The organism is Haloprofundus halophilus (assembly GCF_003439925.1).
Lineage (GTDB): Archaea > Halobacteriota > Halobacteria > Halobacteriales > Haloferacaceae > Haloprofundus > Haloprofundus halophilus.
In genome coordinates, this window is the sequence record NZ_QQRR01000001.1 from 1,150,119 (window position 1) to 1,165,815 (window position 15,697).

Here is a 15,697-nt window from a genome sequence, read left to right on the forward strand (position 1 = left end):
ATCTTGACGTTTGCCCAGATAATAAACACATATTGACTGACTGTATCACGCAGCCAAGAAATACGCACGATCGTATTCTACGACGGAAGTGGTCTCAGTAGCTCTGTCGAAATCCTCGGAATTTGATAGGAGCTACGTGCTGCATACAGAGCTTCTCTTCAGCAGGACCCGATGCTGATGCGCCTACTAAATGTCGGAGCCCCTGTTCGCAGGCAGTCGGCAGAACGAGAGGACAGTCGATGGCCTTTAGATTCACAAAATCAGTTCACTACTGACAGCAGACAGTCACCCGCGAATTCATTAGATGGTTTTAGTCGATGGAACGAGATGCATGAATATGGACACGCTACAATCGAACGGCAGTACGTTCCGGGGGTACCGATGGTAAACATCGCGCTCTCAGCTGCACAAATCGTCTTAGCGCTGTTTCTCGTGGTGCTCAATGGCTTTTTTGTCGCTGCAGAGTTCGCCTTCGTTCGGATTCGGGGGACATCAGTTGACCAGCTCGTTGAGGAAGAGCGGCCCGGCTCGGGGACGCTCCAAGATGTGATGACGAACCTCGACAACTACCTCGCCACAACGCAACTCGGCATCACCATCGCCTCGCTCGGACTGGGATGGGTCGGCGAACCCGCAGTAGCGGCGCTCATCGAACCCGTACTGGAATCGGTTCTCCCGGCGAATCTCATCCATCTCGTTGCGTTCGCAATCGGTTTTAGCATCATCACGTTTCTCCACGTCGTCTTCGGTGAACTCGCGCCGAAGACGCTCGCAATCGCCCAGACCGAGCGACTCTCGCTGTTCCTCGCCCCGCCAATGAAGTTCTTCTATTACGTACTTTATCCGGGAATTGTCGTCTTCAACGGCGCAGCCAACGCGTTCACGCGGTCGCTTGGTGTGCCGCCTGCGTCCGAAACGGATGAGACACTCGGCGAGCGGGAGCTCCTTCGGGTACTAACACGATCGGGCGAGGGCGGGGACATCGACATGGCAGAAGTGACGATGATCGAGCGCGTCTTCGATCTTGACGACACCGTGTTGCGAGAGGTCATGGTCCCACGACCGGACGTGGTGAGCGTTCCGGCGGATGCCACGCTCTCCGAACTACATTCGATCGTCTTCGAGTCCGGTCACACGCGCTATCCGGCTCTTGACGCCAACGACGGTGACCAAGTGGTCGGATTCGTGGACGTCAAGGACGTGCTGCAAGCGGAGGTGGACGATGGGGATGCCGAGGTAGTCGGTGACATCGCCCGCGAAATTCTCATCGTCCCGGAGACCATGTCAATTAGCGATCTCCTGATACAATTCAGGGAGGATCGCCAGCAGATGGCCGCAGTCATCGACGAGTGGGGGGCGTTCGAGGGGATTGCGACGGTCGAAGACATCGTTGAGGCCCTCGTCGGAGACCTTCGAGACGGGTTCGACCTCGATGAGCGCGAACATTCGATACGTCAGCGTGACGATGAGGGGTACGACATTGACGGCGGAGTCCCATTGTCGAAAGTTTCCGACGCCCTCAATGGCGACTTCGATAGCGAAGTGGTCGAAACGATCGGTGGGCTGGTGCTGGGACGACTCAATCGCGTGCCAGAACCTGGTGACCGCGTCGAGATCAACGGTCACGTCGTTGAGGTAACGGGCGTCGAGGGGACCCGAATTTCGACGGTATGGGTCCACGAAAGAGATATCGACGATCCAGCAGTGGACTGACAGGATTTGCGTGGATCCTCATACTTTCCAGTGTAGCAGATCACAAATCTGTTAAAATCGGCGTGCAGGACTTAGAGGATAAGTTCAGCACAACGACTCCGTTTGTTTCACGTCGAAACCGGTGACTACTCGCTCACTACACCTGCGTACTGTTCGATGTTCTCCAGTACTAACACTCAGATTACGCCGTCACCAACACTGCTTATGGAGCGAGGAGGTGTCTCTCCTTTATGACCGATTCGGGTAGCGACGAGTTCGACCCAACAGCACCAGATCAACGGGAGATCGGCCGCGAAATGGTTGACGACAGTACGGGACTCGGTTCGGTGATGGCCCACGCCTATCGCGGAGAGGTAGACCGAGTAGGAACGTGGCGGCAGCGCCTCGACGAGACGACGACGTGGGCGGTGACGCTGATGGCAGCAATTCTGACGTGGGCGTTTTCGAGTGCTGATAACCCACACTATATTTTGCTGATCGGGATCGTTGTCGTCACCATCTTTCTGGGCATCGAAGCACGGCGGTACCGGGACTACGACGTCTTTCGCTCTCGTGTTCGAGTCATCCAAGAGAACTTATTCGCAAACGCCCTCGATCCATCGCAAGGCACTGAAAGTCACGACTGGCGAGCTGAACTGAGCGGGGACTATCGCAGGCCGACGCTGAAAGTCTCGTTCTACGAAGCACTCGCAAACCGGCTCCGGCGTGTCTACCTCGCGCTGCTCAGTGTCCTCTTGGTCGCGTGGGTCTTTAGGATTACAGCGTTCGCGCCGCGCCAAGACTGGCTGACAACCGCTGGAATCGCCCGTCTCCCTGGGATTGTTGTGGTTGCCGTTGTGGGTGTGTTCTACGTCGTACTGCTGGGCGTCACTTTTTGGCCCCGCGAGCGCCATGCCAAGGGTGAATTCCGTGAGGGTGATCCGGACGACTGGAAAGAGACGGACCGATAAATCCGTTCTCCGTATATGTACCATCTCGGTAGTGGAACGGGATATAGAGGGCTGCAGTACCTACTAGGAGTGATGTCCGAATCAGAAGTGACCCGCTGGGAGTACGAGACGCTTCGCCCACCGCGCGATGAGACCCAAAAAGAAGCAGAGGATCCGAAAGCAGAGTTGAATCAACTCGGTGCAGAGGGCTGGGAGTTTGTGGGGACGATTGACTACGAAGGAGGCGGCACCAAGTACCTCGTTTTCAAGCGACCTACCCAATCGAGTGAGCCAGTATGACTGACGAGACCGACATCAGTACGGCCAACACGATGCGTGAGCGCTCGGGCGAGAGTCGGATTAAACTCTGGTTGCTGCTGCGCGCGAACCGCCTTCTCGTCTCCAGCGTCCTGACCAGTGCCGTGTTCGTCGCATTCGTCATCGCCGTCGCTGTCCTCGAGCCACCGTTTTCACGGCAAATAGAGTCCGGCGACATGATCGAAACGATGTTCTCGACGATGATCACGGTCATCGTGACTGGGACGACACTCGTCGTCACGATCGGGCAGCTCGTCCTCTCCCAAGAGAACGGCCCGCTCGGCGATCAACGCGAGCGTATGTCCAGTTCGATGGATTTCCGGGATTATACTGAAGAATTAATCGGATCTCCGAGTCCTGCCGATCCATCCGAATTCCTCCGGCAGATCATCGGAATCACGGCACAACGAACTACGGCTCTTCGAGAGTCGATTGACAAGAATGATAACGAAAACCTCCGAGAAGAGGTCGATGAGTTCGCTGAAAGCGTCACTGGGAACGCTGACACGGTCCGTGACCAACTTGAGGGTGCGCAGTTCGGCTCGTTCGATGTGCTATTCGCCGCATTGAATTTCAATTATAGCTGGAAAATTTTCCAAGTTGAACGTCTCGCGAACGAATACGAAGAGAGCCTCAATGAGGAAGAACACGGCTTGCTTGATGACCTCAAAACAGCGCTGTCTCTGTTTGGTCCGGCGCGCGAACACATCAAGACGCTGTACTTCCAGTGGGCACTCATCAACATGTCTCAGATGATTCTCTATGCTGCAGTCCCGGCATTGGCCGTTGCGGGTATCATGGTCGGAATCGTCGATGCGGGGACGTTCCCGGGAAGCACACTCGGTCTCGATCACATCATCCTCGTCGTGGGCGGTGCGTTTGCGGTGACGCTCGTTCCATTCATGCTGTTCGTCTCGTACGTCCTTCGCATCGTCACCATAGCAAAACGGACACTTGCCATCGAGCCGCTGATCCTCCGCGAATCACAACGCTAAGATCCGACGCAGTATCTTGCTCCTCTGTACTTAGCGATTTGACCTCGGCATCTTGAGCGACACGCGCTCTGTATGCAGCACAGCTTAGGAACAGATGTCAGTAAGTGATGAGTTCCAACAGCGCCTTCTCAGTATCTGACCTGAATATCATAATATCACTTAGACAGTCGTGAAACTTTTGCGTAATGCCCCCGAGTCAGGAGTATGACCGGTCAACGGGCACTCTTTGCTCTCGTCGTTGCACTACTCGTCGTTGTATCAGGATGTGCGGGGAGTGGGATGACGGATTCGTCAATAGAATCAGAAACCACGTCGTCAACAACCACTGCTTCGACCCACACAGCGACCGAATCGACATCTACTGCAAACGGTACTGTAGATGTCCACTACATTAACGTGGGGCAGTCCGCGAGCACACTCATCGTCACACCGCAGAATGAGACAATACTCATCGATACGGGTGACTGGCGTAATGACGGAGAGTACGTCCTCGAGTATCTGAAGCAACAGAACATCACTCGAATTGATCACCTCGTCACCTCTCATTCGGACGCCGACCATATTGGTGGGCACGCAGCTGTTATCGGGTACTACGAAACGCAAGCCGATGGCGTTGGTGCTGTTTACGATCCAGGACTTTCGTCGAGTTCGCAAACATACGAAGAGTACCTTGACGCAGTAGAGACGCACAATGTCCCGCTCTATCAGGTAGCCTCAGACGATACACTTCCTGTTGCAGGGGTCAACGTCGCCGTCCTTGCCCCACCAGAGGAACCGCTTGCGGGCGGGCAACGAAACGAGAACAGTATCGCGCTGATGGTGACACATGGTGAGCAGCGGTTCCTCTTTACGGGCGATGCAGAATCCGAAGGAGAACGCTATCTCGTCGACAAGTACGGTTCACAACTCAACGCGACTGTGTTCCAAGCCGGCCACCACGGAAGCCAATCAAGCAGCAGTGATGCCTTGCTTGAGGCGAGTTCGCCACATCTCACCGTTATCTCTAGTGCGTATGACTCTCAGTACGGACATCCGCACAGTGAGACGCTGACCCGATTCGCTGACCGTTCGATTCCGGCCTACTGGACGGCAGTCCACGGCAATGTAGTCATTTCGAGTGATGGTGAGAACCTCACCGTCTCAACGCAACGGAACGCTACGACAAATCCTACTGAACTGCGCTCTGCAGACCCAATCGAACCCGGAAGCGATGATCCGATTGTAGAACGTATCACGTTAGCTGGCGGGATCAGCAATCCAGAGCCAATTGTCACCGATGGCGGAACGGAGACGTCGACACCAACCGAGACTCCCAGCGAGTCAACCGATGCAGCACTCGCACTCATAGACGTTCACGCGGACGCCGAGGGGAATGATAACGAGAACCTCAACGACGAATATCTCGTCTTCGAGAATACAGGTGACGAACCACTCGATATGTCCGGTTGGACCATCGAAGACGAAGCGGGACACACGTACACCGTTCCCTCGGGCTTCACGCTCGAACCCGGTACGCAAGTAACCCTCTATACGGGAAGTGGGACGGATACGGACACAGAGCTATACTGGGAATCCAGCAGCGCAATCTGGAACAACGGCGGTGACACGGTGATCGTCACCGACGATGCTGGAACGGTGGTAGTAGAGGAGAGCTACGAATGACTGAGAAAACAAACACCCTCGTACTTGACCGATTCGAGGAGGACGACGCTGTCCTGTTGGTCGAAGAAGACGGCGACCTCATCGACGAAATCGTCCTCCCCAAAGCGATGCTTCCGGCAGACGGACAGCATCAGGATGCCATCTTCTCGGTTCAGCAAACGAACGAGGCAGTAACGGAACTGCAGTACGAGCCGGAGCAGACCCAGGAGCGAAAAGAGAGTGCGCAAGACCGGTTCAATCGACTCTCACAACGTCTTCCGAGTGAAGACGTGGACGACGCCTAAATTCATCCCCTCTGGTTTTACTCGGTGATTGCTGTCCATACTCGGCCGATGAGTTCTTCCGCTGTACTACTGATTCGCTGCAACCGGTCAGCGATTGCTTCAGGGTCGTCGCCTTCCCACGCGGCCAGGTACAACGCGGAGCCGCTCATATCGAGGTCGAAATACCGACCGACGATGTACGCCGTCCCCTCAGCTTCGACCTCCCGCTTCGCTCTCTCTGTTTCGTCAAGCGCCGTGTCGTGCAAAATTGCATGCGCGATTTCGTGAATCAGCGTTCCTGCAACTGCAGCGTCGTCCGGTTTCTGCTTGACCTTGATTTTCTGGTAGAGGTCTGATTCTTGGTACTTGCAGATTCCGTCTGCCTCACCATGTTCCCACTTGACTGGTGGAACGATGGAGACGTCGGCGTCATATTTCGGAGCGACTTCGAGGAGTGCAGGGAGAATATCTGATGCATCGCCACGTGCGTCTGTATCGAGTTCTGGAAGTGATTCGCCCTCCGTCTGTGAGACATCGAAGACAGGAACTGGTCTGAATCCGACGACGCCTCTGTTCCACTCTTCAGGTGGTGTCTCGTCGTACTCACAATCTGTGTTATTGTGATAGGAAGGACTGTTCCCGCACTCCGGGCATTTGTCGGTGATGATGGGGGCCCAGATCCAGATTGCCTGTTCGCCCTCTATGACGTGCCGGTCGAACTCCGTCTGCCACGTCCGGTAGCCTGCGACCCTCGTTGCATGCGGGCACTGCTGTCTGATGAGGAGTGTATTCCGGTAGGAGTAGTCGTGGAACCGACTCTGAACATCCAGCCATGTCTGGAACTCCGCTGTCGTTCTGGCTTCGTCGACGAGTGCTGTGAGATCCTCGATCCACTCGTCGATTGATGCCTGCATCTGGTCGTTGCGTGTTTCCGATTCGTCGAACGTGACTCGTTTTTCCGTTGTTGACATTCGTCGAGATACCTCTCAACGGAACGCTCACGCCTACTGGAGCGCCCCGCACCCCTCAAGGGTCGATAAAATTTGTCAGTGAGAGGGTCTCTAGGGAGTTCTCAGGTAATACAGATGCGTTCTTCAGATTCGCCCGTGGAAGAAGTCATCGCAGTTTTGGAGGTCACTATTCCGCTTGCCGGTCACTGCTCGCAATTACAGACGCCGCCTTCACGAATCTGGTTGGTGACGTGTCGGTGGATTTCGCGCGACAACCGATGCACCGTTTCAGCCTGGCGCTTCGTTGGATGGCGACCACCGTAGTAGCTGTCCGTCCGATTGTCACCGTACAGATCTTTGAGTTCACGCGTCAATTCTCGTGTGAAGAGGCCGAACTGCGCCGCCCGGTCGTAACAACGGTCGTGTGAATCTGTCTGGAAGTCTCGCAACGTATCGCCTCCCTCCACGATAACAAACGCTTCCAGCGACCGCTCGATGATGCCGAAGCACAACTCGACAGTCGCAGTGTAGTAACCAATGCCCTCGAGTTCCTCGACAGCGGCGAGGAGCCGACACCCCTTGGTAAGTTGGGTCTTCCAGTCCGCGTTCGTGTCGATATCTGGTTCTCGAATCGGAATGCCGTGCCCCTCCTCGTTGAAGGCATCAACAGCCGCATCAAGTGCCTCCCTGACGACAGTTGGGTCACTCACCGGAATCACCATGCAGAACCATGTTGCAGACAGTGTCGAACTCGTCTGTTTGGTGGACAACAATTCCGTTGCGTAGAATATCTTGCAGGTCGTCTACGTAGTTCGGAACGGCTTGCAGACCCTCGACATCAATCTCGAAGGCATACCGGTTGCCATCGAACGTGTCCTCTTCGAGTGATTTCCTGACGTGGTTCGCCCGTCGCTGATTTTTCATTCTGTCCTCTCGCACCAACACCCAGAGGTCAATGTCGCTGCGGCGATCAGCCTCGCCACGAGCGACGCTTCCGTAAAGAACAACAGCAAGGACGCCATCAAGTTCTCCCGTCAGTGCCTCTGTCGCTGCCTTTACTGGAGCGTGAAATTCCACCTGTGGGATTTCGAGAAAGGCGTTGTCTGGGATAGTTAACCGGGCGCGGTTGATTTGTACGAGTCGACGCGACCCGTTGCGTTCCTCAACAACGAGGTCGTTGTTAGAGAGGCGATCGACTGTTTTGGTAATCGTCGGTCGCGAGTAGTTAACTGCCTTAGCGATCTCGGTTATTGAGAACGACTCGTCGTGATGTCGAGTTAAAAAGAGAAGGATGTCGTCTGTGGCTTTACCCTTGAATAATTGGCTGTCTTGAAGGGGTATATCGAGCAATATCTGGGTACCATCATTCGAGTTACTGTTCGACTTCGTTATCATTGTTAAGGTAGTCTTTACACTACTTCTTAAAATTTATTACTAAATAGGGGGAGGGGAGCATCCTCATGTGGTATTGGTTGTTCACAACAATGAGCATAGAAACACGATACGAAAACCCTCACAAACATTGAACGTGGCAGTATGACTTCAGACATCATAGACAAGCTCCATGACAGCGAGGAGGCATTGTTGAGATCCTTTGAGGAGACACAAACGGCCTGCTGACTACAAAGAAATGAGCTCAGTAGCTTCGGGGTCACACTAAGCTTACTTGGTCTGTCCTTGTCGCTTCTCGTGGAGATAGAATTCTTCTGGGTAAAATACATTAGCGGAACTCAGGTTCACATGCAGTGCCTCATCAAATGGATCTGAGTCGGTGAGACTGAAGCTGAGAAGATACTCTCCGCCTCGATTACCCTGCAGTTCCATCTCCTTTCGCTTATCGCCAGAACGTGAAGACCGAATTGTTATCTGCACCACTTCAAGAGGCTGTTTTCGACGACTCTGCCCCTCAGTTTTGTAGGTAACTAGATCTCCCACTTCAACGTCGTTGATTGCCTTCCTTCCGGAGGATACCCAGTTCACCGTCATACTTGACTATTCAAATTACTATCAATTAAAAGTGGGTCGAATCATCCACTTACCTCTGTTATCCGACTAAGGTTTCAACCCATCATCTTCGACGACTAATACGCGCTCTGTATTCAGCACGGCTTCACCGAACTATCAGTAACTGAGAGTTTCAACAGAGCCAGCAAGGGTTATTCTCTCGTACAGTCGCTTCTGTCGTTCGGAGTCGAATTTGTGCTACTCGTCTTTCGCAATCCGGCACGCCTCAATTACGAGTTCAGGGTCGTCAACGAGACGGTTTACATTCCAGATACCTTTTCCGCGCCCGCGTCCGCGACGTTCCTGCTCGATGATGGACAGAAATTCGAGCTCAGAAAGGATATCTCGAAGCCGGCGCTCCTTGAGTGGATCGCTACCCTCCTGCTCGCAGATGTGGCGATACGTCCCGAAGACGTCGTTATTCGGAATCATCGCATCAGGGTCGGGATCCTGTTGTACGCGGAACGCTAATGCGAGGAGAATGTACCGCGCGTGAACAGGTGACTCGGCAATGAGTTCCGACAGACGGTTCTGTTCTTCGCGGCGTTGGGCTTGCTCAACGTGTCTTTCACGAACCGTTTCATCGCCTTCATCCTCAGCGATTTCGCCAGCAAAACGCAGAATATCAATGGCTTTCCGAGCATCCCCATGTTCTCTCGCGGCGAGGGCAGAGACGCGTGGGATTACCGAGTCGTCGAGCACGCCATCAGCGAATGCATCCGACCGCGAGACAAGAATTTCACGGAGTTGAGTCGCGTCGTACGGTGGAAACACGTAGTCGCGCTCACACAGGCTTGATTTGACCCGCTCGGTTAGTTCTTCCTTATACCGGATTTTGTTCGAGATGCCAATGGTGGCGAGTTTGGCATTCGAGAGCTTCCCTGACTCGTTGGCTCGCGAAAGTTGCATTAGGATGTTGTCGTCGCCCAACTTGTCTACCTCGTCGAGGATTATGATGGCAACGTCGTACTGGGCATCGATTGCCTTCCAGAGACGTTTATAGAACACCGAAGTAGCGAGACCCGTTTCGGGTATTGTCATCCCAGTCACCTTGGAGTTGTTCAGTTGTTCGGCGGCCGTCTGTACGGCTTGCGTCTCGGTCGGGTCCTGAAGACAGTCAACGTAAGCGAATCCAACGTTTACGTCGTTCTGGTCTGCGCGGTCGATAACCCGCTGCGTGATGAACTTCGAGCACAATGATTTGCCAGTGCCCGTTTTGCCATAGATGAACACATTATTCGGTGTGTTCCCGGTGAGCGCAGGACGAAGCGCAGATCCGAGATTCTGGAGTTGATCGTCGCGGCCTATAATACGCGCATCGTCGCGCGGGAGATGGGAGATTTGGAGGAGTTCCTTGTCGGCGAAAATCGGATTCTCAGCGCCAAAATAATCTACTTTGTCCTCCATCTCTGTGTCAGACATCTAGTTAGGAGTATAAAATCGATTTGGTTTTCCGGACACCAGAATGCCGCTGTAAATCCCTTTTGTGCCGCTGTATGACGCCAGATTCTGGATATAGACGCACTCTAGCCGCTGGTTCCACCACCATGATGCCGCTGTAACACACCGCAGTGCCACTGTAACGAGTTGGGCGGCAGTGCACACACCCCGGAGTGCCGCTGTAAGAATCACAGAGATATCTTCACTCAAAGGAACAAAACGAGGCGAATAATATGGGTATCTCGCCTTACGGCGTGAAACAACGGAAATAGAAGAGGTCGGTGGTTCAACAACACTAGGTGCGACCTACGGTGCACCTCTATTTTGCGACGCACTTAGTGAGCGGTGACACACAACAGGTTGTTATATCTATCTCTTCGGAATGTCCCGAGAACAGAGGTGGCTGTCTGACAATTTATGAGCCGAATGCCATGTGAAAGCCATCACCCCATAACTCATGGGCTATAGCTTCTCTTACCCCGTCTTACAGCGGCACTCCGGGGTGTGCCTGAAGGTGAGAATTTAAACGACTCCCGTAAGGTCGTGGCTGCGCGCGCAGCGACCACCGGGAGCGAGCACGGAGCGGAGGGTGGGGCGGTGGGGTCTGGGTCGGCCCGGTACATAGCAAAAAAAGAAGCCGCGTTAGCTGGCTACGCGTCCCACCACCGGTCGCGCTCAGGGAAACAGATGTCCGACCATCCGGTGACAGCCAGTGAGACACGTCCCTCGTACCAATTCCGAGCTGCTCCGTGAATGCGCACCTTCTCGCCTTCTTCGATCCACGGTGCATCCGATTTCTCCCAGATCGTCACACGAGTCCGGCCACTGTCGTCCGCGATGAGCCCAACTTGGCTAATAGCTGAATGCGAGGGAGTCCACAACGTCTCGACCCGACCCTCGATACTCACCTCTCGCCGATTTACGTCTTCGAGTCTCCCGATAGGAACCACTTGCCCAGGTGCCGTCTGCAACTCCTCGAACACGCTGACGACCGCACTCATCATGTCCTTTCCATCGAGTACCACTTCGGCCAATCGCCGACTGACCGCCGCCTGCGACCAGCCATTCAATTTCTGGCTCAACCGCATCGCTTGCGTATTCACCGCCGCCAACTGCTCTCGACTGAGTTCGACACGAGGGTCCGGACAATCCGGGTCGAACACTGGGTTCACGCTCGCCGCACGCCGCTGGAACTCCACCCGCCGCGCTGCGCTCTGTTGTGCAACGACATCTCGCGTCCGCATCTCACGACCTTCCTGCGTCCCGAACGTCGCTCGGGCACTAATGCGCTCCAATTCAGCTTCCCGCGCTCTGATGCGCTCTTCCTGTTCGAGGGTCACACCGTAGATCCGTTCCTCGCTGGTGTCGACCATCCCGTTTGGGTGGTTCGCATCGACTTTCGCCTGAATCTCCATCTGCACCGTTGGCTGGAACTCCGGCGTCTCGTCGACAACCTCGAAACCGTCCTCGTCGACCGCTCGTCCGTCCGACTGTTCGAATGCCTGTTCATCGACCGAAACTACATTACTGGTTACGTGCTTACTTGACATTGGGATCTGACCAGATTCCGAAGGCGCTCACTCGGCGTCTTCTTCCGACACCACGACTCTCCAGCCGTGGCTGTCCACACAAACCAACCAACCAACCAACCAACCATCGCGCGCTCTCGCTCGCGCCTTCACGAGCGCCCCCTGGGCGCGAGTGAGAGCGCGCCATAGGGAAAGCACAAAACCAGCACCGCGCGCTGACCCACCTGGAGCGAGCGGCCAGCGGAGTGAGGGTGAGCGTGTTCTGAGCACCGCCAGGAGCGCAAGAACCGCCGCCCTCACCCGCTGGCGTACCGGGAAGGTACGAGCGACGCGTACGTCTCGTGAGTAACACGAACGAGACGTCGGTGAGCTCTGCTCACCGGAAGGTGGCACGCAGCGAGCGGGGCGTGCCGAGAACGTCAGCCGAGGAAAACTATGAAAGAAGTAGCAACCGAGCGATTCACGCCCATTCAAGCGCTGCGTTGTACTCTGCCAAGTGCTCTGAACTGAGTCCTACTTCAGACAGAGGCAACTGCTCCCCCGCTTGGTCGAGAATCGTCCGCTTCAAAAGATCACTCTCAGTCTCGAAAGTCGGATTCACACAGATTCGAGGAGGAAGCCCACGACTTGAGTCGTGGGAGGAATCCGACAACAGACACCCAATCCACCGACGACAGTATGCCGACTCCCGAACGCACATAATAGACGGTTGCGTATGTGAAGTTACAATGGAGGTCAAACGAACCATTCCCGTCAAACTCGACGTACCCGACGAGCGACGGGATGACCTCCATCAGACCATCGACCAGTTCAACCACGCCTGCAACTATACCGTCGAACACGGTCGCAACAACGACGGCTATCTCATTCTGAACAAGTCGAAGATACACGACAAAGTGTACTACGACCTTCGGGACGAGACAGACCTACCCGCGAACTTGTGCGTTCGGGCGTACTCCAAAGCAGTGGAGTCGATGAAGTCCACCGTTGCCGAGTGGAAAAAAGGCAATAGCCGACCACTCCCCCGATTCGGAGAATCTTCTGCGGTGTACGACAAACGCACGCTGACCATCAAGGATAGGTCAGCCACGCTTTCGACCATTAACGGACGGGTCGCTGTCGAATACGTCCTCGGGGACTACCAACGGTCGTACCTCGATGACGACGACTACGAAAAGCGGATGGGCACACTCCACTACCGCGAAGACGACGACTCGTTCTACCTCCACATCGTCCTCCTAAAAGAGGTTGAGGAACGTGGTGGCGACCGCGTGATGGGTGTGGATTTGAACTTGAAGAACGTCGCTGTGACCAGCACGGGACGCTTCTTCGATGGTGGCGAGCTACTGTGGGGACAGAACCATTACTTTCGAGTCCGCCGTAGCCTCCAAGACAAAGGCACTCGTTCCGCGAAGCAAGCACTCGCGCGACTGTCGGGACGAGAAAACCGCTTCGTCTTGGACCGCTTGCACACTATTTCTCGGCGTCTCGTTGAAGAAGCCCGTACCCACGATTGTTCGTACATCGCCGTCGAAAATCTGACGCACATCCGCGAACGGATGTGGAACGGAAACGACCAGACTCGTCGCCAAATGCATCAGTGGGCCTTCCGTGAACTACAGGAAATCCTCGCGTACAAGGCCAGCGAATACGGGATTCGTGTCGAACAGATATCGCCCGCGTTTACCTCGCAGACGTGTTCTCGGTGTGGACACCAGTCTAGCACGAACCGCGATAGCGAGACAGGGTGGTTTGAGTGCAACGAGTGTGGGCAGGAATACGACGGCGACTATAACGCTTCAAAGAACATCGGTCTGAAGTTAGTAACTTTACCCGAGGGCAAACGTCCCTCGGGGTTGGGCGACGGTCATCTCGCCCTGAAGAACGGGACGCTGAATCCGAATGGCGATTACACCGCCTACGACCGTGCGTCGTCAGAGGGGGAGTCCCATGTTCAAGCCCACGACTTTAGTCGTGGGTAGATGACACGAACGGATGTACCAACCTCCGGTGAGGTGGGTCTCTCGGTCAGCGGTCGGATGCTGACACGATGCTGGAACAGGTACTGTAGGCCGTCGCCCAACCGACCTCAGATTTCGAATCCAGAGACGAGGGATACGACTGTCGAACTGCGAAAGTTGACGCACTGAATTGCCCTCCGCCCGTCAGGAGGCGGATAAACTCGCTGTCGAAAAGATCGAATCCGGGCTTATGTGTGAAGAGATTCGAACAACAATCGTCGGAATTGTGGTCGCAAGTCCTATTTGGGAGAAAAGATGGTGTCGATATCTTCGAGCGTGAACAGCGACCACGTTTCGGGAAGACCATCTTCGAGACCCTCAACGAAGCCACTCTTCGAAAACAGCGCGAATCGTTCTTCCCGATTGCTTGATCCCCAGCGGACGCTCTCTGCTTTCTCGCGTAAGCTCCCAACAAGCGCGTCTCCGACAGGTTCTGACGTCCATTTACATTCAGCAAGCAGTATCCGGTCCTCGTTCGGCGCGAGTCCCACAATATCGATTTCGTCTTCTTTGTACCACCACCGCCCAACCTTCGAATACGGTTCGAACTCACCACGTCGAGTCGCTTCCCAGACGGCTTCCTGACAGATACTCTCGAAGGTAGTTGCGACGTGAGTTGGAAGGTCTGGTGCAATCGTTCCGTTATAGACAACAGCAGGCGCTTCTTCGATACTCGAGCGATTCGGCTCAATGTATCGAAACCAGAATCGGAGGAACTCGTCTGCAACCCCGTATCGTGATCGCTTTGACTTCTTACCCGACGCAGTTACGGGGACTTCCCGCTTGATGAGTCGCAGTCGACGAAGCGTCTGCAAGTATTTCGAGAGCGGGCCTGAGTTTATGCCGGTCGTTCCTGAAACCTCGTTTGGCGTTGTATGTCCGAGTGCGATTGCTTCGAGGATACTCATATACCGGGCAGGACTGCGAAGCTCTGTTCGAAGCAGGAACTCTGGTTCGTTGTACAACACAGCTGTCGGCGATAATACCTGTGACCGGACGTTTTCTCGGAGTGACTGTCCGTAGTCAAAGAGTGTGAGGTACATCGGTGTCCCACCGGTAATCGCGTATGAACGAACTGCATCCACGGCATCGTAATCGATGACCTCCCGTGCCTGTTTGAATGAGAAGGGCTGTACATCAAATTGTGCGGTACGGCGGCCGTATAACGGACTTTCGTGGCCGAGAACTTCTGACTCCATCGTGCTCACGCTGGAGCCACAGAGGACTAGCATCGAGTCTGTCTCTTGGAGGTGCTCGTCGACAAATCCTTGGAGGTACGATGGAATCGAATCATTCTCTGCAACGAGATACGGGAATTCGTCGATGACGACCACCAGGTCTTCGGTGTGGAGTTTTTCTGCGAGGTACCCGAAGGCGTCATCCCAGCCGTCGATTCGTGGAACGCGTTCGTCGAAGTAGCTCGCGACTTGCTCGACGAACTTTTCACGTTGCCGATTTTCAGCTTCCTGTGCGGCAAGAAAGTAGATGTGTGGCCGGTCGATACAGAATTCCTTGAGTAACTCTGTCTTGCCGACGCGACGTCGTCCGTAGACAACGACAAAATCAGAGTTTGGAGACTCGAATGCTGACGTGAGTGCGTCGAGTTCCTTAACCCGGTTGAAGAAGGTCATACTCTAAATAATCATTATCACGGTAATGCTTAGAGCTTGCGGGAATGAATCCTCCGCAACAACTCACTAGCCATTCGGAGGAGAATTCATTCGAAATCCGGTGTGTGAGAGTGATATGTCGGCGTCGCAAGCAGCAGACCAGCGCTGAGCAGACACTCCGACAATCCTCCCGACAGGGTGGGAATGAACGGGGCCGGTGTCGTCGCGGTCCCCCGACGACGTAAGCACCGAACGAAGCGAGG

At 54.7% G+C, this 15,697-nt stretch carries 14 protein-coding genes; 7 read left to right on the forward strand and 7 right to left on the reverse strand.

The window, feature by feature from the left end; translation table 11 throughout:
- Positions 1-381: 381 nt before the first annotated feature.
- The 6 genes from DV709_RS05785 (at position 382) to DV709_RS05810 (ending at position 5,901) form a co-directional block, all read left to right on the forward strand.
- Positions 382-1,713, forward strand: a complete 1,332-nt coding sequence (locus DV709_RS05785; protein WP_117594144.1) for a hemolysin family protein — start codon at positions 382-384, stop codon at positions 1,711-1,713.
- 230 nt (positions 1,714-1,943) lie between these two features.
- Positions 1,944-2,663 (forward strand): DUF2270 domain-containing protein, encoded by a 720-nt coding sequence (locus tag DV709_RS05790; RefSeq protein ID WP_101294143.1) that lies wholly within the window; start codon positions 1,944-1,946, stop codon positions 2,661-2,663.
- A gap of 72 nt (positions 2,664-2,735) precedes the next feature.
- Positions 2,736-2,942, forward strand: a complete 207-nt coding sequence (locus DV709_RS05795) for a DUF4177 domain-containing protein (protein ID WP_117592532.1) — start codon at positions 2,736-2,738, stop codon at positions 2,940-2,942.
- Positions 2,939-3,955, forward strand: coding sequence for a hypothetical protein (locus DV709_RS05800; protein WP_117592534.1), 1,017 nt, complete (start codon positions 2,939-2,941; stop codon positions 3,953-3,955). The genes DV709_RS05795 and DV709_RS05800 overlap by 4 nt, the downstream gene beginning before the upstream one ends.
- A 204-nt stretch (positions 3,956-4,159) precedes the next feature.
- The gene (locus DV709_RS05805) at positions 4,160-5,617 is read left to right on the forward strand and encodes a lamin tail domain-containing protein (RefSeq protein WP_117592536.1); all 1,458 of its coding nucleotides are present in this window, start codon (positions 4,160-4,162) and stop codon (positions 5,615-5,617) included.
- Positions 5,614-5,901: a DUF3006 domain-containing protein gene (locus tag DV709_RS05810; protein WP_117592538.1), complete on the forward strand. Its 288-nt coding sequence runs from the start codon at positions 5,614-5,616 to the stop codon at positions 5,899-5,901. Before DV709_RS05805 ends, DV709_RS05810 begins: the two co-directional genes overlap by 4 nt.
- A 17-nt stretch (positions 5,902-5,918) precedes the next feature.
- Here DV709_RS05810 and DV709_RS05815 read toward each other — a convergent pair whose 3' ends face one another.
- The 6 genes from DV709_RS05815 to DV709_RS05835 all read right to left on the reverse strand — a co-directional run bounded on the left by DV709_RS05815 (position 5,919) and on the right by DV709_RS05835 (position 11,824).
- Entirely contained in the window at positions 5,919-6,851 is a 933-nt protein-coding gene (locus DV709_RS05815; protein ID WP_117592540.1) for an ArdC-like ssDNA-binding domain-containing protein, read from the reverse strand.
- A 182-nt stretch (positions 6,852-7,033) separates the two neighbouring features.
- Positions 7,034-7,552: a DNA-binding protein gene (locus tag DV709_RS05820; protein WP_232819697.1), complete on the reverse strand. Its 519-nt coding sequence runs from the start codon at positions 7,550-7,552 to the stop codon at positions 7,034-7,036.
- Positions 7,533-8,225, reverse strand: coding sequence for a nucleotidyltransferase domain-containing protein (locus tag DV709_RS05825; RefSeq protein ID WP_117592542.1), 693 nt, complete (start codon positions 8,223-8,225; stop codon positions 7,533-7,535). The genes DV709_RS05820 and DV709_RS05825 overlap by 20 nt, the downstream gene beginning before the upstream one ends.
- A gap of 267 nt (positions 8,226-8,492) precedes the next feature.
- Positions 8,493-8,816, reverse strand: coding sequence for a hypothetical protein (locus DV709_RS17640; RefSeq protein ID WP_157972657.1), 324 nt, complete (start codon positions 8,814-8,816; stop codon positions 8,493-8,495).
- A 216-nt stretch (positions 8,817-9,032) separates the two neighbouring features.
- Positions 9,033-10,241, reverse strand: coding sequence for a Cdc6/Cdc18 family protein (locus DV709_RS05830; protein ID WP_117594149.1), 1,209 nt, complete (start codon positions 10,239-10,241; stop codon positions 9,033-9,035).
- A 683-nt stretch (positions 10,242-10,924) separates the two neighbouring features.
- Positions 10,925-11,824, reverse strand: a complete 900-nt coding sequence (locus DV709_RS05835; RefSeq protein ID WP_117592544.1) for a DNA-binding protein — start codon at positions 11,822-11,824, stop codon at positions 10,925-10,927.
- Positions 11,825-12,531: 707 nt separating this feature from the next.
- Between DV709_RS05835 and DV709_RS17645 the strand changes: the two genes are divergently transcribed.
- Positions 12,532-13,785 (forward strand): RNA-guided endonuclease InsQ/TnpB family protein, encoded by a 1,254-nt coding sequence (locus tag DV709_RS17645; RefSeq protein WP_157972658.1) that lies wholly within the window; start codon positions 12,532-12,534, stop codon positions 13,783-13,785.
- A 278-nt stretch (positions 13,786-14,063) separates the two neighbouring features.
- Here the strand turns inward: DV709_RS17645 and DV709_RS05845 are convergent, their stop codons facing one another.
- Positions 14,064-15,455, reverse strand: a complete 1,392-nt coding sequence (locus tag DV709_RS05845; protein ID WP_117592546.1) for an ATP-binding protein — start codon at positions 15,453-15,455, stop codon at positions 14,064-14,066.
- Between the last annotated feature and the right edge of the window lie 242 nt (positions 15,456-15,697).